We start from the raw sequence: 20,319 nt of genomic DNA on the forward strand, positions 1-20,319 counted from the left end.
TTCGATCGAAGTACTCTAGGCTCGATGTGTACGAAACGGTTTCGTTTACCGGTCCATTACTTTCGGACGAGTTCCCCGGAGTGGTTCACCGATGTCCCAGAAGACCCTGTCCGACGGCACCCGCACGGGTGCCGGCCAGGCGGCGCCCGCCGCCTCGTCCAAGCGGTGGTGGATCCTCGCGATCGTCGCCCTGGCGCAGCTGATGGTGGTGCTGGACGCCACCATCGTGAACATCGCCCTGCCCTCGGCCCAGGCCGACCTCGGGTTCTCCGACGGCAACCGGCAGTGGATCGTGACCGCCTACGCGCTCGCGTTCGCCTCGCTGCTGCTGCTCGGCGGCCGGATCGCCGACCTCTTCGGCCGCAAGCCCGCCTTCCTCGTCGGTGTCGCCGGGTTCGCGGTGGCCTCCGCGCTCGGCGGCGCGGCGAGCGGCTTCGGGATGCTGGTCACGGCGCGCGCCCTGCAGGGCGCCTTCGGCGCGCTCCTCGCGCCGGCCGCCCTGTCCCTGCTCAACACGACGTTCACCGACGCCCGCGAACGCGCCCGCGCGTTCAGCGTGTACGGCGCCATCGCGGGCGCCGGTGGTGCGGTGGGCCTGCTGCTCGGCGGGCTGCTGACCGACGCGCTCGACTGGCGCTGGACGCTGTTCGTCAACGTGCCCATCGCGGTCGTCGCCTTCGCCGGCGGCTGGCTGCTGCTGAGCAACCACCGTGACGCCGCCAACGCCAAGCTCGACGTGCCCGGCACCCTCCTGGTCGCCGGTGGTCTCTTCGCCCTGGTCTACGGCTTCTCCAACGCCGAGACCCACGACTGGGGCTCACCGCAGACGTGGGGCTTCCTGATCGCGGGCGGCGTCCTGCTGGCGGCCTTCGCCTGGTGGCAGACGCGGTCCGCGCACCCCCTGCTGCCGCTGCGCATCCTCCTCGACCGGGACCGCGCGGCCTCCTTCCTCGCCGTGCTGATCTCCGGCGCGGGCATGTTCGGCGTGTTCCTCTTCCTCACCTACTACCTGCAGCTCAACCTCGGCTTCAGCCCCACGAAGACCGGTGTGGCGTTCCTGCCGATGGTCGGGGCGCTGATGGTGACGGCGCAGGTCGGCACCACGGTTCTGGTGCCGCGGATCGGGCCCAAGATCGTCGTGCCGCTCGGCTTCGCGATCTCCGCGGCCGGCATGGCCTGGCTCACCGGCATCGGAACGGACTCGGACTTCGCGACCGCGGTGCTGCCGCAGCTGATCGTGATCGGCGTGGGCCTCGGCCTGGTCATGCCGCCCGCCATGCAGCTGGCCACCGGCGGAGTCGCCGCCGAGGACGCGGGCGTGGCCTCCGCCACGGTCAACGCGATGCAGCAGGTGGGCGGCTCGATCGGTACGGCGCTGCTGAACACCCTCGCGGCGAGCGCCGCCACCGACTACCTGGCCGGCCGGGACGCGACCAGCAAGGCCGTGCAGGCGCAGGCGACGATCGAGAGCTACACCACCGCGTTCTGGTGGTCGGCGGGCTTCTTCGCGGCGGGCGCGGTCATCGCGTTCCTGCTCCACCGTCGCGGGGTGCCCGAGCAGGACGCGAACGCGGCACCGGTCGTCCACATGTGACCGACGCACCGGGATCCGGGCCGAGGGGCCGCCGTCCGAGCGGGGACGGCGGCCCCTCTCGTGTGGCCGGACCACGCCGGTGCGTAGGCGGAGCATGCCTCTGCGTGACGTATGAAGGCGCCCGCATGGGTACTCGCCCGGTCATGAGAATCAGCGTGCTGGACGTGGGATCTAACACGGTGCGGTTGGTGGTGGCGGACGCGGAGGACGGCGTACCGCTGCCGGTGCACACGGCCAAGTGGCGGCTGCGGCTGTCGGAGCAGGTGAGGCCGGGTGAACCCATCCCCGACGAGTCGGTCGAGCGGCTCGTCGGCGCGGTCGCCGCCGCGAGCCGCACCGCGACCCGGTGGGGGGCGGCGAGCCCGCTGGCGTTCGCGACCGCCATGGTGCGCAGCTCACCGAACCGGCACGAGGTGCTGCGCACGGTCCGCGCACGGACCGGTGTCCCGCTGTGCACCCTGCCGGGCGAGGTGGAGGCCGAGCTGACCTTTCTCGGCGCCCGGCGCTGGATGGGCTGGCGTTCGGGGCCGCTCGCGCTGATGGACATCGGGGGCGGCTCGTTCGAGGTGGCGTTCGGGCGGGGCCGGCTGCCGGACTTCGTGGCCTCGCTGCCGCTCGGCGCGGGCCGGCTGACCCACGAGTTCTTCGCCGACCAGGACCCGCCGCCCCCGGAGCTCGTCCGCGCGCTGCGGCGCAAGGTGCGCCACCAGCTCCGTGACGTCGCCGCCCGGATCCGCTGGGAGGGCCCGCGCACCGCGGTGGTCACCTCCCGTACGTTCCAGCAGCTGGGGCGGCTGTGCGGGGCGCCGCCCGGACGCCACGGTCCGTTCGTCGCACGCACGCTGGACTCCGGTGATCTGGGCCGGGCGGTCACCCGGCTGGCCGCCCTGCCCGCCGCGGAACGCGCCCGGCTGCCCGGCATCTCCGCGCCGCGCGCCGCCCAGAGCCTGGCCGGCGCGGTGGTCGGGCACACGGCGATGAAGCTGATCGGTCTGAGGACGGTCACCGTGTGCCCGTGGGCGATCCGCGAGGGCGTCATGCTGCGCCACATCGAGGACGGCGCGTCCTGGTGGGCGGAGGTCGCCCGGCTCGCCGAGGAGAGCGCGCCCCCGGATCCGGTGCCGCTGCGCATCGCCTCCGCCAAGAACTGACCCGACCCTCCGGAAAGGGGCATCTCCGTGTCCGACGACGCCAAGCACCCCGAAGCAGAGCACGACCGCCCCAGGACCGCCCTCGAAGAGGTGCTGCGGGAGGTGGAGGACGCCGAACTCCACCCCACCGACGACCAACGAGCCGAGCGACGCCACAGGGGCGAGGCCGCCGAGGCCATCACCCCCAACACCCGCGCGGAGGAGGAGTCGCAGGGCGACTGACGCCCGGGGCCGCGAGGCCGCGAGGCCGCGCATCGCGCCGCCGCCCCGCCCGGGGAGCGGTACCCCTGAGCGCGAGCCCGACGAACCCCGCCCGACCGGGCGCCCCCAGGCGGCCGCTCGGCCGGCGCACGGGCGGCTCCGGCCAGGGCACGGCGGCCACGGCCAACTGCCGGCCGAACATCAAACCCAGCCCGGCGAACCACACCACAGAGACGAGCCCGACGAACCGCGCCCAACCGGGCAACCCCCAGGCGGCCGCTCGGCCGGCGCCCGGATGACGCAGGCCAGGGCACGGCCGGTGCTGCGGGGCCGGTCTCCGCCGGCATCGCCGGTCAGCCGGGTTCGGACGTCCAGGTCGACGGCCGGTACGACCTGGGCGGGCGGATGACCCGGTACCGGCGGGGTACCCGGCGCGCATGGCTCACGAAGGACCACGTCTGCCGGCCGCCCGGGGGCCGCTCTCCGCGAGTGTCCGGGAGTACCTGCTGGACACGGGCCCGCTCCCGCCCGCCGAGGCGGTCGCGCGGGCGTCCGTGTACGGCGACGACCTCCAGCTGGCCCTGTACCTCTGCTACGAACTGCACTACCGCGGCTTCGCCGGGGTGGCCTGCGACCATGAGTGGGACCCCGAGCTGCTGCGGGTCCGCGCCGCGCTGGAGCACCGCTTCCTGACCGCCCTGCGCGCCGACACGCCGGTCCACGACACGGTCGACGACGCCCTCGCGGAGCTCCTCGTCGAGCCCGTCGAGGGCACCGGCGTGTCCCACTTCCTGTGCGGCGAGGGCGAGTTGTGGCAGCTGCGCGAGTACGCGGCGCAGCGCTCCCTGTACCACCTCAAGGAGGCCGACCCGCACGCCTGGGTGCTGCCCCGGCTGTGGGGCCGGGCGAAGGCGGCCATGGCGGCGGTGGAGTTCGACGAGTACGGCGGCGGCCGCCCCGACCGCGTCCACGCGCGTCTGTTCGCGGACCTGATGACGGACCTGGGCCTGGACACCGCCTACGGCCGCTATCTCGACGCCGCGTGCGCCGAGACGCTGGCCACCGTCAACCTCATGTCCCTGCTCGGCCTGCACCGCTCCCTCCGCGGCGCCCTCGTCGGGCACTTCGCGACGGTCGAGATCACCTCCTCGCCCGGTTCCCGGCGGCTCGCCGAGGCGATGCGCCGCACGGGCGCGGGGCCCGCCGCCGCGTACTTCTACGACGAGCACGTGGAGGCCGACGCGGTCCACGAGCAGGTCGTCCGGCACGACGTCATCGGCGGTCTGCTGGAAGAGGAGCCGCATCTGGCCCCCGATGTGGCCTTCGGCATCGGCGTCACCGGCCTGCTGGAGGACCGCCTCGCGGACCGTCTGCTCACCGCCTGGCGCGCGGGACGCTCCTCCCTGCACACACCCCTCAATGCCGAAATGGCCCATATTTCCTGATGGCCGGGGTACCTGGTCCGCGTGAATCCGCTGGTACTTCCGGGCGTGTACGCCCCTCAGGAGGACACCGACCTGCTGGCCGGGGCGCTGTCCGAAGAGCCGCTCCGGCCGGGCGCGGACGTCCTCGACGTGGGGACGGGCTCCGGCGCGCTCGCCCTGCAGGCAGCGCGGCGGGGCACCCGTGTGACCGCGGTCGACGTGTCCTGGCGGGCGGTGTGCGTGGCACGCTGGAACGCGTGGCGGGCCCGGCTGCCGGTGCGGGTGCGGCACGGGAACCTCTTCGGCCCCGTGCACGGGCGGTCCTTCGATGTGATCCTGGCCAATCCCCCGTATGTGCCGGCCCCGGGCGGCCGGCGGGACCCGCGCGGTGAGGCCCGGGCCTGGGACGCGGGCGGGGACGGCCGGCTGGTCCTGGACCGGATCTGCCGGGAGGCGCCGACGCTGCTGCGCCCCGGCGGGGTGCTGCTGATCGTGCACTCCGCCCTCAGCGACCCGGACCGCACGCTCGCGCTTCTGCGCGCGGCCGGTATGAAGGCCTCGGTGACCCGGCGCCGCCGCATCCCCTTCGGACCGGTCCTGCGGTCGCGCGAGGGCTGGCTGCGTGCTCGCGGGTTGCTGTCCGCCGAGGAGAACAACGAGGAACTGGTGGTCGTCCGTGCCGAACTCCCCTGGTGACAAGCCCCGCCGGATCACCGTCCAGCGCAAGGGGCCCCTGCTGGTCGAGGGCCCGGTGGAAGTGCAGCTGGAGGACGGCTCGACGGTCGCCTCCGACCGCTTCCGGGTCGCCCTGTGCACCTGCCGGCGCAGCCGCCGCTATCCATGGTGCGACACGAGCCATCGCGACCGGGTCTGACGGAGAACCGGGGGCGCCCCCGGTGACACGCCTTCACGGTGATGCGCCCGTACGGTGATACCAGGGGCCGGCGGGCGGCCCCACTCCGCCCGTCCGGCCCCTGGTGCGAGATCGCGGTGGTCCCGTGTCAAGTGGCCCGTACTCCCCACGTCACGAGCCTCTCGCGGCGTCCACGGGGGGCCACGCGATCCCGGTCTCAGAACGCGAAGAGGACGCTCCCGGTGGAGTTCTTCACGCACTCGTTGGCGAAGGTCCGCTCATAGGAGACACGCTTGCCCTGCCAGACGCCGTCGACGGTGACGACGACGGGGTCGTACTCCCTGGTGCACAGCGCGTCGCCCGTCGCGGCCAGCGCCTCGAAGTCACCGCCGCTGGCCCGCAGTTCGGCGCAGGCCAGGGCGGCGGCCGGGTGGCTGCCGGAGGGTCCCGGCGCGCAGGTCAGGGTGACGGCACGGGCCGGGTCGACGGCGGCGGCGTTCTCTCCGTGCCCCAGCGTCAGCACCAGGGCCGAGGGGGCGTAGAGCGAGGCCGGGGCGGCCGGGGCGGCGAGCGCGGACCCGGTGAGGGGTCCGCAGACGGCGGCGGCCGTGAGGCCGAGGGTCGCTGCCCAGCGCGCGGTGTTCCGCATTGTGTGCATCCTTCCGCTCGATTCGGGGGTGGGCCGGTCCGGCGCGATCGGAGCCGGACGCGGCGACGCCGATCCTGCCGAGTCCGCCGCCGAAACTCACATCGACCCCACCGGTTTCAGTAACCTTTCGTGTTGAATCAGTGGCGCGAAGTCACGGAATTCGAACGTTACAACGCCGCAAGCAAGCGCTTCATGATCCCCCGGTCCGCCGCGATGACCGGTTTTCATGGGTCCGTTAATCGGCCTGAAACATTCCGCTCCGCTCCCCGTTCCGCTCTCGGCTGACTCCTCCGCGTCCCCTTGTGTTCATGTACCAGCGGAGTAATCGTCATTACATGATTACAGAGGCGCAGAAAGAGAAGCTGCGGGGCTGGTTCGCCGGGCGGCTGCCCGACGACCTGTTCGAGGAACTCACCGAGGTGTCGGTCGACCGGGAGGAGATCACGGTCGTCGGCCGTGTCCCGGCGCCCCGACTCGCGGAGGACGCCCCGGCCGCCGAGCGCGAGGCGGCCGTGACCGCCCGGATCCAGGAGTTCCGGGAGCGCACCCGGGAGACCCGGATGGCCGTGGCCCGGGACGCCGAGCACCGGTTCCGCAAGAAGGTGTCGTGGGGTGTGGTGTGCGACGGGCAGCGCGCCCTGTTCACCCACGTGGCCGCACCGGTGATGACCCGGCTGCGGCAGCCCGAGCGGCAGGTCCTCGACACCCTGATCGCCGCCGGCGTGGCGCGCAGCCGCAGTGACGCGCTCGCCTGGTGCGTCCGGCTGGTCCAGCGGCACGCCGACGACTGGCTCAACGAGCTGCGGGAGTCCCTGGAGCACGTCCAGCGAGTGCGAGCTCAGGGGCCGGACGCGGAGGAGGTGACGGATTCCCGGGACGATTCGTCCGGACAGGACGTGGAAGAAGGATGATGCGCCCGCCGGCCGGGGCTCTCCCCCACCCCCGTACGTTCGGCAGACCCCGTCCCGCATGCCGGGCTTCCACACCCGGCGCGGCTGGTACGACCCCGAGTCCCTCCAGGTCTTCAACCGGCGTCAGCGCGGCGGACGTTACTGGTTCGCGCACGGCTGGAACCGGCGCGACACGACCGCCTGGTGGGTGTCGGCCCTCGTGGGCGTGCTGTGCAGCGACATCCCGGCCGGTTCGTCGGCCCGCGCGGCGACCTGGCGAACGGCGTCGACCTCAGCCTGCCGCTGTCCCTCGCTCTCGCCGCCGTGCTCTACCTGGCGCTGCTGCGGCTGTTCCCGGAGCCCCGGGCGGCGTACGGGCCCGAGGAAGCGCGGCTCGCCCGGACCGTGGACGTGCCGGTGCCGCCGATCACCAGGCCGGGTACGGGAGTTGACGAAGGGCCGTTGTCAGACCCCTCGGCTACGGTGCGGGCATGACTCATTTCGTGTTGGTGGCGGGGGCCTGGCTCGGTGCGTGGGCGTGGGACGAGGTGGCGGCGGAGCTGCGCGCCGCCGGGGAGGACGCACATCCCCTCACACTGTCCGGGCTCGCCGAGAAGCAGGGAGTCCCGGCGGGGCTGGAGACCCATGTCGGGGACGTCGTCGACGAGGTCGAGCGGCTCGGCCTGCGGGACGTGGTCCTGGTCGGGCACAGCTACTCCGGGATACCGGTCGGGCAGGCAGCCGAGCGGATCGGCGACCGGCTGCGGCGGGTGGTGTTCGTCGACGCGAACGTGCCCGTCGACGGGGAGTCGTTCCTGTCGGGCTGGCCGAGCGACCCTGTGCGGGAGGCGATCGCGGCCCATGACGGCTTCTGGCCGCCGCTCACCGCGGACGACTGCGCGGGCCAGGGGCTGACGGACGAGCAGGTCCGCCGGTTCGTCGAGGGAGCCACCCCGCATCCGGGCGCCACCCTTCTCGAACCGGCCGCCGTCAGCCGCCCCCTCGACGCCCTCCCCGCCACGTACATCAAGTGCCTGCTGGACGGCGACGAGCCGATGCCCGCGGTGGCCGAGCTGCTCAAGGGCGAGGGATGGGAGCTGGTGGAGATGGACACCGGCCACTGGCCGATGTTCTCGCAGCCGCGCGAACTCGCCCGGATCCTGCGCGAGTCGGCCGTCTCCCGCTGAGGTGCGGCCCCGCCGTATCGTCGGCGCGCGGCCGCGTGCTCGACGACGGGCGACGACGTGCCACGACGAGAGGCGGGACATCCGGATGGCGAAGCACTGGGCGGACTTCCAGTACGAGATCTATCTGAACGGGATGACGGGTGCGGTCCCCCGGCTGCCCACCGATCTGACCCGGCTGGAGGAGCTGACCGAGCAACGCCTCGGACCGGGTCCGGTCGGCTATGTGGCGGGCAGCGCGGGCGACGGCAGTACGGCCCGTGCGAACCGGGCGGCCCTGCGGCGCCGCCGGATCGTGCCGCGGATGCTGCGGGACGTGCACGAGCGCGATCTGTCGGTCGAGGTGCTCGGCCGCTCCCTGCCCGCCCCGCTGGCGCTGGCCCCGGTCGGCGTGCTGTCGATCATGCATCCGGAGGCCGAGTCCGCGGCAGCCCGGGCCGCCGCCGCACAGGGGGTGCCGTTCGTCCTGTCGTCGGCGTCGAGCACCCCGATCGAGCAGGTGGCCGCGGCGATGGGGGACGCCGAGCGCTGGTTCCAGCTGTACTGGTCCAAGGACCGCGAGGTGACCCGCAGTTTCCTCCGGCGGGCGGGGGCGGCCGGGTTCAGCGTGCTGGTCGTCACTCTGGACACCCCGCTGCTGGCGTGGCGGCCGCGCGACCTCGACCAGGCGTATCTGCCGTTCCTGCACGGCGTGGGCACCGCCAACTACTTCACCGACCCGGCCTTCCAGGCGGGCCTGGCCAAGCCGGTGCACGAGGATCCGAACGCGGCCGTGCTGCACTTCGTGAACCTGTTCGCGGATCCGGCGAAGACCTGGCCGGATCTGGAGTTCCTGCGGGAGCACTGGGCCGGGCCGATCGTCCTGAAGGGCGTCCTGCACCCGGACGACGCCCGGCTGGCCGCCGACGCCGGGATGGACGGCGTGGTGGTCTCCAACCACGGCGGCCGGCAGGTGGCCGGCTCGGTCGCGGCCGCGGACGCGCTGCCCCGGGTCGCGGCGGCGGTCGGCGACCGGCTGACCGTGCTGTTCGACAGCGGCGTGCGCACGGGCGACGACGTCTTCAAGGCGCTCGCCCTCGGCGCACGGGCCGTGCTGCTCGGCCGGCCGTACGTCTACGGGCTCAGCCTGGACGGACAGTCCGGCGTGGAGCACGTGATCCGGTGTCTGCTGGCCGAGTTGGACCTCACCCTGGCCCTGTCCGGGCACGCCGGCCCGGCGACCGTCGGCCCGGCGGACCTCGTGGAGGAGGCGGGGTGACGGTCCACCGGACGGCCGCGTCAGGCCGTGCGGTCCGTCAGCTCGACCGGCTGCGCCGACGGCGTCTCGGTCCCGGTGATCTCCAGTGAGCCGGGGCTGGCCGTGACGGCGTCCGTCAGCCAGCGCTGGTCGCCGGAGTGGTCGCGGACCTTGACGACGACGTCGGCGCCGGGGTCCTCGCCGGTGGAGGCCAGGGCCAGCGTGTCGCCCCAGCGGGGCAGCAACTCGCCCTGCACGGTGAGGTCGTAGCGGACGTCGTCGGCACGGGTGTCGTCGGCCTGCGCGCACGCGCCCAGGATGACCACGCCGGCGTCCGCGTGGGAGTCCACGCACAGGTCGCGGTCGGCCCCACTGCGCAGCTGTCCGTCCGCCTCGTACGCCCACAGCTGGGTCGACCCGGTGGAGCAGTCGGCCAGCTCGACGGCGGCGCCCGCCCTCGCCTCGCCCCGGATGTCCAGGCACAGGTCGGCGGCGGCGTTGCGCAGTCTGGTCTGCCCCGGCACGGTGGGCAGTTGGGCGGTGTCCGGGGCCGTGGTGTCCGCGGTGGGTCCGGCCTGGGAGCCGGTGCCGGAGGCCGCGCCGCCGGCGGCGCTCGTGGAGGCGGCCGGGTCGGCACCGCCGTCGTCCGACCACATACCGGCGGCGAGCAGGGTGGTCAGCAGACCGGCGGAGGCGAGGCCGACACCCGTGAGCAGCGTCCGCGGCGACCGCGCGCCGTCCGCGGCGCGGCGGCGGGGCGCCGGTATGCGGTCGAGCAGCGTGGTCCGGCGCGCCGCGCGCCGGCCTCCGCCGCGGCGCCGGTTGGAGCCCTTGAGACGGACGGGCTGCTGGCCGGCGCGGCCGGGGCGCGACTCGACGTAGCGGCGGGCGCCCCAGCCGAGCACCGCCTCGGCCAGCAGCACGCCCAGCCCGCCCTCGAAATGGCCGAGTTGTTCCGCCGCGGCGCGGCAGTAGCGGCAGGCGTCCAGGTGCTGGCGGACGTCCGGCAGGAGGTCGCCGCCGCGGCGCATGGGGACGTCGAGGAGACGGTTGTAGAAGCGGCACTCCTTGCTGGGCGCGAGTTCCCGGTGGGCGCGGACGCAGCCCTCGCGGAGCTTGTCCCGGGCCTGTTCGTGGGCGGCGGCGACGGTGGCGGGGTCCATGCCGAGCAGACCGGCGGCGACGGTGATCGGCTCGGCCTCGACCTCGACGTGCCACAGGACGCAGCGGGCGACCGGGGGAAGGTTCTGGAAGGAGCGTTCCGTGAGCGCCCGGTTCTCGGGGATCAGGGACTTGGCGGTCCGCATCCCGCGGGCACCCGCCGGTTTCCGCAGCTCGGGCAGCACCGCGGACAGTCCTTCGTCGGCGGCCCACAGCCGGACCGTGTCGCGCACGGTCACCAGCAGCCGGGGCCGCAGCGCGGTGCCCGGCTCGCCCAGCTTCAGCCGGTCGAAGACCTGGTGGAACGCGGCCGTGGTCACCATGGACGCGGCGCCCGTCGAGGAGGCGAGGCAGATGGCCGCGTACTCGTGCACCGGCTGCCAGTGCCGCGCGATCAGCAGCGCGGTGGACTGGGCGACCTCGCTGTCCGTGCCACTGCGCGTGCCGGCCGCGAGGGACTCGTCGGATTCTCCGGGGCCCCCGCCGGGCGGGGGGTAAGGAGGGCGAGGGGGTTGGGGCGTGAGCACTGAGCGGCGTCCTTTGGTACGTACCTGTTCGGCGCGGCGGGGAGCACATTTTCGCCTCCGCCGGCGAAACACGGAGCCTTTTCGGCCCCGGCCCCCCGCACGAATGGTTCACCATTGCACAACTGAGTCGCGCACAACAAGCCGCCGGAGATTCCCGGCCACTGTTGAAAGAATGTCGATAGGCGGGCCGCGATTTCCGTCGTGCTTTTCGTGCCCGTCGCACTCCCCCGCAAGGCCTTTCGCCGTCACGGTGTGTGCTTCCTGCGCCCCGTGTGAAACGCGCGCACGCGCCGGCGCGACGCACACGTTCCCGGCGCGCGGCAGGGCGTAGTGGACTGGGACCGGCCCTTCCTCGGAGGCCCCGCGCGGGACGGCGGCTCTCCCGCGCGAAACCGGCCGCCGGCCTTGTTCCTCCCGCCCTCGGCCGGCGGCCCTGGATCGTCCCGGAGCCCCAGGGCCTAGATCTGCCAGGACCGCAGCCGGTCGGCCGCGCCGTACACGTCGGCCTTGCCGTCGATCAAGTCCCGGGCCAGGTCGACGAGCGCGCCGTAGGGCGGGTCGATGCCGACGCCGCTGACGAACATGTACGCCACCGCGGTCGCGCAGGCGAAGCGGGCGTTGGCCGACGGCAGGGGCTTGAGCAGGGTGATGGTGTGCAGCAGCGCGGCGGCCCGCCAGGCGGGGTCGGAGTCCACGCCCAGGCGGGGCGGATCGACACGGTGCCGGGCGACGGCGGCGACCAGCGCGGAGAAGTCGTTGACGGTGGGCTGGTCCGGCAGGACCTCTTCGTGGCGCTGGAGGAGCCAGGGCACGTCGATGTGGATGACAGGCGTCATCGGTCAGGCGACCCGCCCCTCACCCTTGAGGGGCGCTTCGTCGTCGGGGAACGCGGCCGCGAACTCGTCGGCGTGGGACGCGAAGAACCGGCGGAAGGCCTCCGCGCCCTCCTGGAGCGCACGGTGGCGCGCTATGTCGGCGGCGGCCGCCTCCCGCACGAGCGCCTTCATCGACGTACCGCGTTCCTTGGCGATCTGCCGCAGGTCCTCCAGCTCGCGATCGCTGAACTCCACATTGAGGGCTGGCATGCCCTTCACGGTACCGCTCGGGTACTTGCCCGTAAATAGCCGCAGGTCACACCCACGACAGGACGGTACCGTGAAGGGCGTTGCCCTATCCCTGGTCCGCGACGAACGACGCCATCCGGGTCAGAGCGGCGTTCCAGTTGACGGCGGTCTCGTTGGTCGACCAGGACTGGATGTCGTCGATGTAGCAGAACTGCCCCACGCAGCCTTTGAGCTTGGTCTGCGCGTAGGGGTCCTGAATGCTGGAGTTCGGGCCGCCGGCGAGGGTGCCGTCCGGCGGGCTCGGCAGGTTGGGGTCGAGCTGGTGGGCGTACCAGCGGCTGTGCTGCCGGTGGGCGTTGGCCTCGCCGTAGCCGGTGACGTAGGAGATGTTCAGCGCGTTGCGGCCGAGGACGTAGTCCATGCTCTGCAGGGCCGCGTCGCGGTACTTGGCGCCGCCGGTGATGTCGTACGCGGTGGCGAGGACCACGGCGTTGTTCAGGACCTGGTGCGCGGAGCCCCAGTCGTAGCGGTTGTCCTCGGGGGCGTAGGGCATGCCGTACGGGTGGGCGCGCAGGGTGGCGAGGTACCTGTCGGCGCCGGCGGTCACCGAGTGGCGCACCTTGTCGCGGCCGGGGAGCTTGTTCGGGACGGTCGCGAGGTCGAGGCGGCCCGCGGCGGCGGTCCTGGACCAGTCGAAGCCGTAGGGGCCGAAGATGTCGGCCGTGTGGACCGGGGAGTTCAGGACATGGTCGGCGAACTGCCGCTCACCGGTGGTGAGATACAGCTCGGCGGCCGCCCAGTAGAACTCGTCGCTCACCTCGTTGTCGTTGTAGGCGCCGCCGCCGGTGCCGTCGTTCGGGTCGGCGTACACGGCCGGGTGGGCCAGGGCCGCCGTCCAGGCCTTGCGGGCGGCCGACAGCGCCCGGGCCGCGAAGGCCTTGTCGTAGGGCTTGTACAGGCGTGCCGCCTGAGCGGCGGTCGCGGCCAGGTTGAGGGTCGCCGCGGTGGTCGGCGGGTGCAGTTCACGCTTCTGCGGGTCGTCGCTCGGCAGCAGCGGCAGGCCGGTCCACTGCTCGTCGTGGATCTTGTGGTGGGCCATGCCGGCGAGGGGCTGCCCGGCCGGTACCTGCATCCTCAGCAGGAACTCCAGCTCCCAGCGGGCCTCGTCGAGGATGTCCGGCACCTTGTTCCCGCTCTCGGGCAGGGCGAGCGTGCCGTCCCCGAGCTCGGCCGGCCGGCCGGTGCGGGCCAGCAGCGAGCGTTCGTGGGTGCTGAGCAGCTCCCAGGTGGTGATGCCGCCGTTGACGACGTACTTGCCGTGGTCGCCGGCGTCGTACCAGCCGCCGCTGACGTCGAGGGTGTAGTCGCAGACGCCGGGTTGGCACGGGACGGACGTGTCGCCCTGGTTGGGCGCGACGCCGACGTGGCCGGCGGCCCTGCCGTAGCCGGGGCGCAGGTCGTCGCGGATCGCGATGCCGCTGCGCTGTGTGTAGTAGTACTTGACCGCGTCCAGCCGCAGCCGCTCGTAGGCGGCCGTGCCGATGTCGAACGGGCGGCTGGTCTCACCGTCGGCGACGAGCGTGAGGCCCGTGCCGCGCGTGCGGTAGCCGCCGAAGTCGATGGAGTGCACGTTCTGCCCGGAGGAGACGTCGACCCCGCGCGGCACGGTCCAGCCCCGCGCGACCGTCCTGCCGGCGGCGCTCCTCAGCTCCCAGGGCAGTTTCCCGGTCGCGTCGGTGACGAGCGTGGCGTTCTTCGGCCCGGCGGGCAGATAGCCGACCTGGTTGACGCGTACGCGTGGCCCGGTGTCGGGCTCGTACACCTCCGGCGGCACCCCGCCCAGCAGGGAGACGTCGTCGAGGCAGAACCGCCAGGGGTCCGCGCTGCCGCCGACCTGGAAGGCGACCTGCCCCTGGGCCGAGTCCACCGGCGAGGTGAAGGTGTAGGAGTACGAGCCGGCGGCCTCCGCGAGCACCGGACTGGCCTCGTACCAGGTCTCGTACGGCGCGACGGACTGGCCGACGATCGCGCGCACCACATGTCCCTCGGGCACGCCGGACGCCTTGAAGGAGAACCGGTACGTCTCCCCCTTCACCAGGGTGATGCCGTCCTGGCCGACGGCGGAGTCCCAGCGGTTGGCGGTGCCGCCCGGCACGTCCGCGCACAGCCGCCCCTCGGCCGGGCCCGCGCCGGCGTTGCTGGTCCACCACGACTCGGTGGTGCTGTCGAAGGTGCCGTTCCTGACCTGCTCGACCTCCTCGGCCGTGGCCTGCCCCCCGGGCAGCGCGGTGAGCGCCGCGCCCAGCAGGGCGGCCAGGGACAGCAGGGTCGTTCTGCGTCGTTTCACGTCTGGGCTCCTCCGGGAGGGTGCGGGACGCTCCGGGCGGGAGCGCTACCGGGTGGGAGCGCTCCCAAAGACGGTCGGAGGACATGCTTGTTGCAGTCATGACACCCCGTCAACGGTCCGGACACGGCGGCTTCCACCGCTGCGCGCCCGGGCCGTCGCAGGACACGCCTCGCCGAGGCGGACGCGCCTCCCGGAACCTACGCCTCCAACTTGCCGATGCGGACCGCCCCCTGGACCTCACCGGGACGACTGCTCGTCAGGGTGAGCCGCAGCCGGGAGCCGCGCACGGCGTCGAAGGTGATCACCGTCGGCTGGTCCGAGGCGTCCGCCCAGTCGACCGCCGCCCCGGTGACCGGCCTGTACCGCTCGCCGTCCCAGACCGCGACCTCGACCGCCCCGGGCAGGCTGTGGGTGGCATCCACGGTGAACGTCACCTCCACCCGGTCGAAGGTCCGCGTCCTGCCCCAGTCCACCGACACCCAGTCCTTCGCCCGGGCCTGGTCGAAGGCGGGCAGCAGGGCGGTGGCCGCCTTGGCGAAGGCGTTGGACCAGCCGGTGGCCGGGTCGCCGTCCAGCATGGCGGCGGGCAGGTTGTCGGGGCGACCGGAGTAACTGGCGTCCGCGTGCGGGTGGGCCGGCGGCGCCGGGTGGTCGGGGGCGAAGGCCGCCGCCGGAGTGGTCGCCGCAGAGCGGGCGTGGGTGGTGCGTACGGTGGCGGTGCCCCTGCGCAGGCCGTCCACGCGCGCGGTCACCTTCAGGGCGCCCGCCTCGGTGCCGGAGCGCACGATGGCGAGTGCCTTGCCGTGGAAGGCGGTTCGGGTGCTCGCCTGATAGCGTTCGGCGCTCTCCTGTCGCCCGTTGTCGAGCCCGGCGAGGGAGCCTCCGCTCACCTCGAAGGAGATGAGGTGCTCGGCGTCGGGCACGACCACCCCGTGCGCGTCGACGACCTCGGCGGTGACGAAGACCAGCGAACGCCCGTCGGCGGGAAGGGACTTGCGGTCGGGTGTGAGGCGGACGGCGTGCGGGGCGCCGGCTGTGCGCAGGACGTCGGTGGCGACCGCCTTGCCGTCCCTGCGGGCCACCGCCTTCAGCACGCCCGGGGCGTACGGCACTTTCCAGGTCAGGTGCAGCTTGCCCGCGCTGCCGTTGGGGCTCGTGTAGCTGCCGGGGTAGGGGCCGTCGGTGAAGGTCTTGTCGTCGCCGGTCGCCTCGGTGGTCTCCAGGTACTCCCGGCCGTCGACGGTCTTCTTGGTGTCGAACGTCCGCGTGCCGAGCGACTTTCCGTTGAGGAACAGCTCGACGGTCTCGACGTTGGAGTACGCCCAGACCTCGACCGTGTCGCCCTGGTCGTGGTTCCAGGTCATCGGCACCAGATGGACCATCGGCTCGCTGACCCACTGGCTCCGGAACAGGTGGTACATGTCCTTCGGGAAGCCCGCGGTGTCGACCGCGCCGAAGAAGGACGCCTTCACCGGGAAGACGTCGTACGGCGTCGGCTCCCCGATGTAGTCGATGCCCGACCACAGGAACTGCCCGGCGAACCACTTGCGGTCCCGGTCCTTCTTGTGGCCGTACTCGCCGCTCATGGTCCAGGAGGCGAGGTTGTTGTCGTACGACGAGGTGGCGCGCCTGCCCGGTGTGTGGTTCTCGCCGGTGTTGAGACGTTCGGGCTCCTGGTAGGCGCCGCGGGTCGACGTCTCGGACGACGACTCCGACTCGAACAGGAAGAGGTGCGGGTAGGCCGCGTGCAACTGGTCCACCGACTTGGCGGTGTTGTAGTTGAGGCCGAGGCCGTCGAGCTTGGCCAGCATCAGATCGGCCGCGGAACCCCTGGCCGGCAGACGGCGGTACTTGTCGGAGCCGATGACGAGCGGACGGGTGGTGTCGGCGGCCCTGATGGCGTCGATGATCCGGTCGGCCATGGCGAGCCCGGCGGTGGACGTGGAGTCGGGGACCTCGTTGCCGATGGACCACATCAGCACGGCGGGCGAGTTGCGGGCGGCGAGCACCATCTCGGTGGTGTCCTTCTCGCACCACTCGTCGAAGAACCGGCCGTAGTCGTACCGCGTCTTGCCGGTCCGCCAGCAGTCGAACGCCTCCACCAGCATGACGAGACCCAGCTCCTCGCAGACCTGGATCATCTCCGGAGAGGGCGGGTTGTGGGAGGTGCGGAAGGCGTTGACGCCCATCGACTTCATGATGGTCATCTGCCGCCGGACGGCGTCGATGCTGACCGCGGCGCCCAGCGCGCCCAGGTCGTGGTGCAGGTCGACGCCCTTGATCTTGTGATGGGCGCCGTTGAGGGAGAAGCCCTCGTCCGGGTCGAAGCGGAAGGTGCGGATGCCGAACACCGTGCGGTAGGTGTCGGTGGTCCTGCCGCCGACGCGCAGTTCGGTGTGCAGGGTGTAGCGGTGCGGGGCGTCGATGTCCCACAACGCGGGCCGGCGCACCGTGAGTTCGTGGGTCTCGGTCCGCTCGTCGGTGACGGCGACCGTGGAGGAGGTCCGGGCGGCCGTCCGGCCTCTCGGATCGACGATCCGTGAGACGACCTCGACGTCCGCGCCCGCGCCCGACGCGTTCACCACCGACGTCGCGACCCGTACGACGGCCCGCTCTCCGGTGACCTCGGGCGTGGTGACGCAGGTGCCCCAGCGCGCCACGTGCACCGGCTCGGTGACGACCAGGCGGGCCTCGCGGTAGATGCCGCTGCCGGAGTACCAGCGGCTGCTGGGGAGCCGGTTCTGCACCTTGACCGCGAGCACGTTCTCGGTGGTGCCGTCGGTGTGCACCAGGTCGGTGAGGTCGAGGGCGAAGCCGGTGTAGCCGTAGGGGTGGCGCCCGACCTCGGTGCCGTTGCAGTAGACGAAGGAGTCCATGTAGACGCCGTCGAACTCGACGGAGATCCGCTTGCCGGCGGTGGCGGGCGGCAGGGTGAAGGCGAGGCGGTACCAGCCGAGGCCGCCGGGGAAGAAGCCGGTGCCGCTGGTGGTGCCGTGCTGGGTGGTGGGGGTCTGCTCGATGCTCCAGTCGTGCGGGACGGCCACCTCGCGCCAGGCGGAGTCGTCGTGACCGGGGGCGGCGGCGTCGGCGTACTGCCCGGTCGGGTCGGTGATGCCGCCCGGGTTGACCAGGGCGAAGCGCCAGCCGTCGCGCAGCGCTACCGTGCGGCGGCCGGAGCCGCTCGCGGTGGTCTCGGCGGCTCCGGCCGCCGGGGTGGCGAGGAGCGCTCCGGCGGCGGGCGCGGCGGGGGGGGGTCGGGGGGGCGCGGCCCGCCGGGGTGGCGAGGAGCGCTCCGGCGGCGGGCGCGGCCGCGGAGGCGAGCAGGACCGATCGGCGAGTGACCGTCATGGCGGCTCTCCCTCATCAGGAACCAGAAGTACTCACAACTGATCGTCAGCAAACAGAATCTGACGCTGTGGCACGCGGGCCCGTCAAGGGTGCGGTCCGGCCCTTCTGCCGCACGCACCTCACCGGCCTCATCTCTTCCGGCACCACGCCCCGGGCCGCGCGCCGGAGGACCGGGAGGGGTTCCCCTCCGCGCCCGAGCCGCAAGCACTAAGGTGGAACTCAAGTGGCCTGCCTGTTCACTGTGAGTGTCCGCGATGGAGTGGGGACGATGACCTCGGACTACCCGTTCGACGATGCCTCGACAGCGCGGGCGGTCATCCACGAGGACGGCACGCTGACCCGGTGGAACGAGGGCGCGCGCCGCCTGCTGGGCTACGACCCCGCCGAGGTCGTCGGACGGCCGGCCGCCGCTCTGCTGGCCGACGGCGACGTCCGGGGCCCCGCACCCGACGAGGAGCGCTGGAGCGGCACCCTCGCGCTGCGGCACCGCGACGGCCACACCGTGTCCGTGTGGGTGCTCGCCCACCGCAGAGGGCCGCAGGACGGCGGCCCGGTCACCTGGCTCGCCGTGACACCGCTGGCCGGCGGGTTCCCGGCGCCCGAGGACGACGATCTGGTGAAGGCCGCCCTGGCCCAGTCACCCTGCGCCACGGTGATCTTCGACGACCGGTTGCGGGTGCGCGGCGCCAACGACGCCATGGCCGAACTGATCGCACTGCCCTCCGCCCGCATCCGGGGCCTGCGGCCCGTCGACCTCGGCACCAGACCGCAGAGCACCGAGCTCGAGGCACATCTGCGCCGGGTCCTCGCCACCGGCGAGCGCCGGGAGATGCAGACCTACCTGAAGGCCACGAGCGAGGAGCGGGCGCACGCCTGGCTGGCCCGGATGGCGCCGCTGACCGATGCCGCCGGGCAGGTACGGGGCGTCTGCATGACCGCGCACGACTTCACCGAGCACTTCCTCGCCCGGGAGCGGCTGCAGCTGGTCAACGAGGCGAGCGTGCGCATCGGCACCACCCTCGACGTCACGCGCACGGCGCAGGAGCTGGCCGAGGTGTGCGTGCCCGCGCTGGCCGACTTCGTCAGCGTCGACCTGCTCGATCCGCAGGAGTACGGCGGTGAGGCCATCGGCCCGCTGACCGCACCGGTCCAGCTGCGGCGGGCGGCCCACCACTCGGTCAACCCGGGCGCCCCGGAGGCCGTGGTCAAGCCGGGGCAGATCGACGTCTACCCCGACGGCCTCCCCCAGGCCACGTCCCTGACCGCGGGCCGCACCGTCGTGGCCGCGGTGCCGAGCGGCGACCCGGAGGCCTGGCGCGTCTGGGACGAGCGGCGCGTGCAGCGGGTGAAGGAGTTCGGCATCCACTCCACGATGTCCGTGCCGCTGCGGGCCCGCGGTACGACCCTCGGCGTCGTCGTCTTCACCCGCTACCGGCGGCCGGACCCCTTCTCCCCCGACGACGTGCTGCTGGCCGAGGAGGTCACGGCCCGCGCCGCGGTCTGCATCGACAACGCCCGCCGCTACTCCCGCGAGCGCGAGACCGCCCTGGCCCTCCAGCGCAGCCTGCTGCCGCGCACCCTGCCGCGGACCGCCGCCGTCGACGCCGCCTCCCGCTACCTGCCGGCGGCCCGGGCCGGGGTGGGCGGCGACTGGTTCGACGTGATCCCGCTGTCCGGGATGCGGGTCGCGATGGTCGTGGGCGACGTCGTCGGACACGGCATCCAGGCCTCGGCCACCATGGGCCGGCTGCGCACGGCCGTACGCACCCTCGCCGACATCGACCTCGCCCCCGACGAGCTGCTCACCCACCTCGACGACCTGGTCGTCCGGCTCTCGGAGGAGGCCGGCGGTGAGGGCGGCAGCCCCGGCGAGATGGGGGCGACCTGCCTGTACGCGGTGTACGACCCGGTGTCGCGGCGCTGCACCATGGCCCGCGCCGGGCATCCCGCCCCCCTGCTGCTCCCGCCGAACGGCGCGCCCCGCGGCATCGACCTGCCCGCCGGTCCCGCGCTGGGCCTGGGCGGGCTGCCCTTCGAGTCGGCCGAGCTGGAGCTGACCGAGGGCTCGGTTCTCGCGTTCTACACCGACGGCCTGACCGAGTCCCGCGCGGGGGACCCGGACGCCGGTCACCGGGTGCTCAGCGAGGCATTGGCGGCGTACTCGGACTCCCTGGACGAGACCTGCGACCGCGTCCTGCACGCGCTGCTCCCCGAGGGAGGCGCCGGCGACGACGTGGCCCTGCTGCTCGCCCGCACTCGGGGGCTGCCCGCCGCCCAGGTCGCGACCTGGGCCATCCCGCCCGACCCGGCGCTCGTCGCGCCGATCCGCAAGCAGGTCGTGGAGCAGCTGGAGCGCTGGCAGCTGCTCGAGGCCTCGTTCACGGCCGAGCTGGTGGTGAGCGAGCTGGTCACCAACGCCATCCGGTACGGCGCCCGCCCGATCCGGCTGCGGCTGATCCACGACGCGGCCACCCTGATCTGCGAGGTCTCCGACAACAACCACACCGCGCCGCACCTGCGCCGCGCGAAGACCTTCGACGAGGGCGGCCGGGGGCTGCTGCTGGTCGCCCAGCTCACCCAGCGGTGGGGCAGCCGCCACACGGCCGAGGGGAAGACGATCTGGGCGGAGCTGGAGCTGATCGGGGAGGAGTGAGAGGGCTCTTGTCCCGGCCCTCACACCCGGCCGTTC

At 73.1% G+C, this 20,319-nt stretch carries 16 protein-coding genes and 1 pseudogene; 11 read left to right on the top strand and 6 right to left on the bottom strand.

What is annotated here, in order from left to right:
• Positions 1-91: 91 nt before the first annotated feature.
• The 6 genes from ACPT94_RS32195 (at position 92) to ACPT94_RS32220 (ending at position 5,244) form a co-directional block, all read left to right on the top strand.
• A complete protein-coding gene (locus tag ACPT94_RS32195; protein ID WP_360342566.1) occupies positions 92-1,594 on the top strand; it encodes an MFS transporter in 1,503 nt (500 codons plus the stop codon).
• A 143-nt stretch (positions 1,595-1,737) separates the two neighbouring features.
• Positions 1,738-2,745 carry a Ppx/GppA family phosphatase gene (locus tag ACPT94_RS32200; RefSeq protein ID WP_360342563.1) on the top strand — a complete coding sequence of 336 codons (1,008 nt, stop codon included), beginning with the start codon at positions 1,738-1,740 and terminating at the stop codon, positions 2,743-2,745.
• A 27-nt stretch (positions 2,746-2,772) separates the two neighbouring features.
• Positions 2,773-2,967: a hypothetical protein gene (locus ACPT94_RS32205; RefSeq protein ID WP_360342560.1), complete on the top strand. Its 195-nt coding sequence runs from the start codon at positions 2,773-2,775 to the stop codon at positions 2,965-2,967.
• A gap of 416 nt (positions 2,968-3,383) precedes the next feature.
• The gene (locus ACPT94_RS32210) at positions 3,384-4,391 is read left to right on the top strand and encodes an iron-containing redox enzyme family protein (protein ID WP_425247422.1); all 1,008 of its coding nucleotides are present in this window, start codon (positions 3,384-3,386) and stop codon (positions 4,389-4,391) included.
• Between the two features lie 21 nt (positions 4,392-4,412).
• The gene (locus ACPT94_RS32215) at positions 4,413-5,066 is read left to right on the top strand and encodes a HemK2/MTQ2 family protein methyltransferase (RefSeq protein WP_425247423.1); all 654 of its coding nucleotides are present in this window, start codon (positions 4,413-4,415) and stop codon (positions 5,064-5,066) included.
• Positions 5,047-5,244, top strand: coding sequence for a CDGSH iron-sulfur domain-containing protein (locus tag ACPT94_RS32220; RefSeq protein ID WP_425247424.1), 198 nt, complete (start codon positions 5,047-5,049; stop codon positions 5,242-5,244). Before ACPT94_RS32215 ends, ACPT94_RS32220 begins: the two co-directional genes overlap by 20 nt.
• Before the next feature lie 196 nt (positions 5,245-5,440).
• On the opposite strand, the gene ACPT94_RS32225 is transcribed toward ACPT94_RS32220, so the two are convergent.
• Positions 5,441-5,872: a protease inhibitor gene (locus ACPT94_RS32225; RefSeq protein WP_360342551.1), complete on the bottom strand. Its 432-nt coding sequence runs from the start codon at positions 5,870-5,872 to the stop codon at positions 5,441-5,443.
• A gap of 335 nt (positions 5,873-6,207) precedes the next feature.
• On the opposite strand from ACPT94_RS32225, the gene ACPT94_RS32230 reads away from it, so the two are divergent.
• From ACPT94_RS32230 to ACPT94_RS32245, 4 genes and pseudogenes are all read left to right on the top strand, one after another.
• Complete coding sequence (locus ACPT94_RS32230; protein WP_425247425.1) at positions 6,208-6,783, top strand: hypothetical protein; 576 nt, start codon at positions 6,208-6,210, stop codon at positions 6,781-6,783.
• 58 nt (positions 6,784-6,841) lie between these two features.
• Positions 6,842-7,257 (top strand): annotated as a pseudogene (locus ACPT94_RS32235) (cytosine permease); the annotation flags it as partial.
• Entirely contained in the window at positions 7,254-7,949 is a 696-nt protein-coding gene (locus ACPT94_RS32240) for an alpha/beta fold hydrolase (protein WP_425247426.1), read from the top strand. The pseudogene ACPT94_RS32235 and the gene ACPT94_RS32240, both read left to right, overlap by 4 nt.
• Before the next feature lie 85 nt (positions 7,950-8,034).
• Positions 8,035-9,204 carry a lactate 2-monooxygenase gene (locus ACPT94_RS32245; protein ID WP_425247427.1) on the top strand — a complete coding sequence of 390 codons (1,170 nt, stop codon included), beginning with the start codon at positions 8,035-8,037 and terminating at the stop codon, positions 9,202-9,204.
• 20 nt (positions 9,205-9,224) lie between these two features.
• On the opposite strand, the gene ACPT94_RS32250 is transcribed toward ACPT94_RS32245, so the two are convergent.
• The 5 genes from ACPT94_RS32250 to ACPT94_RS32270 form a co-directional block, all read right to left on the bottom strand.
• The gene (locus ACPT94_RS32250; protein WP_360342539.1) at positions 9,225-10,871 is read right to left on the bottom strand and encodes an RICIN domain-containing protein; all 1,647 of its coding nucleotides are present in this window, start codon (positions 10,869-10,871) and stop codon (positions 9,225-9,227) included.
• Between the two features lie 458 nt (positions 10,872-11,329).
• On the bottom strand, positions 11,330-11,707 hold the full coding sequence (locus ACPT94_RS32255) for a toxin Doc (RefSeq protein ID WP_425247428.1): 378 nt from the start codon (positions 11,705-11,707) through the stop codon (positions 11,330-11,332).
• Positions 11,708-11,710: 3 nt separating this feature from the next.
• Positions 11,711-11,956 carry a hypothetical protein gene (locus tag ACPT94_RS32260; protein ID WP_189940465.1) on the bottom strand — a complete coding sequence of 82 codons (246 nt, stop codon included), beginning with the start codon at positions 11,954-11,956 and terminating at the stop codon, positions 11,711-11,713.
• 85 nt (positions 11,957-12,041) lie between these two features.
• The gene (locus ACPT94_RS32265; RefSeq protein WP_425247429.1) at positions 12,042-14,282 is read right to left on the bottom strand and encodes a glycoside hydrolase family 9 protein; all 2,241 of its coding nucleotides are present in this window, start codon (positions 14,280-14,282) and stop codon (positions 12,042-12,044) included.
• Positions 14,283-14,479: 197 nt separating this feature from the next.
• The gene (locus tag ACPT94_RS32270) at positions 14,480-17,326 is read right to left on the bottom strand and encodes a glycoside hydrolase family 2 TIM barrel-domain containing protein (protein WP_425247430.1); all 2,847 of its coding nucleotides are present in this window, start codon (positions 17,324-17,326) and stop codon (positions 14,480-14,482) included.
• A gap of 572 nt (positions 17,327-17,898) precedes the next feature.
• Here ACPT94_RS32270 and ACPT94_RS32275 point away from each other — a divergent pair.
• Complete coding sequence (locus ACPT94_RS32275; protein WP_425247431.1) at positions 17,899-20,283, top strand: SpoIIE family protein phosphatase; 2,385 nt, start codon at positions 17,899-17,901, stop codon at positions 20,281-20,283.
• The last annotated feature ends 36 nt before the right edge of the window (positions 20,284-20,319 follow it).

This window comes from Streptomyces aurantiaciflavus, assembly GCF_049808595.1.
GTDB lineage: Bacteria > Actinomycetota > Actinomycetes > Streptomycetales > Streptomycetaceae > Streptomyces.

What these genes read in the sequence shown, in the direction of transcription:
- ACPT94_RS32195 (WP_360342566.1), top strand. Translation starts at nt 92, where the DNA reads ATGTCCCAGAAGACCCTGTCCGACGGCACCCGCACGGGTGCCGGCCAG.
- ACPT94_RS32200 (WP_360342563.1), top strand. Translation starts at nt 1,738, where the DNA reads ATGAGAATCAGCGTGCTGGACGTGGGATCTAACACGGTGCGGTTGGTG.
- ACPT94_RS32210 (WP_425247422.1), top strand. Translation starts at nt 3,384, where the DNA reads ATGGCTCACGAAGGACCACGTCTGCCGGCCGCCCGGGGGCCGCTCTCC.
- ACPT94_RS32225 (WP_360342551.1), bottom strand. Translation starts at nt 5,872, where the DNA reads ATGCGGAACACCGCGCGCTGGGCAGCGACCCTCGGCCTCACGGCCGCC.
- ACPT94_RS32230 (WP_425247425.1), top strand. Translation starts at nt 6,208, where the DNA reads ATGATTACAGAGGCGCAGAAAGAGAAGCTGCGGGGCTGGTTCGCCGGG.
- ACPT94_RS32240 (WP_425247426.1), top strand. Translation starts at nt 7,254, where the DNA reads ATGACTCATTTCGTGTTGGTGGCGGGGGCCTGGCTCGGTGCGTGGGCG.
- ACPT94_RS32245 (WP_425247427.1), top strand. Translation starts at nt 8,035, where the DNA reads ATGGCGAAGCACTGGGCGGACTTCCAGTACGAGATCTATCTGAACGGG.
- ACPT94_RS32255 (WP_425247428.1), bottom strand. Translation starts at nt 11,707, where the DNA reads ATGACGCCTGTCATCCACATCGACGTGCCCTGGCTCCTCCAGCGCCAC.
- ACPT94_RS32260 (WP_189940465.1), bottom strand. Translation starts at nt 11,956, where the DNA reads ATGCCAGCCCTCAATGTGGAGTTCAGCGATCGCGAGCTGGAGGACCTG.
- ACPT94_RS32275 (WP_425247431.1), top strand. Translation starts at nt 17,899, where the DNA reads ATGACCTCGGACTACCCGTTCGACGATGCCTCGACAGCGCGGGCGGTC.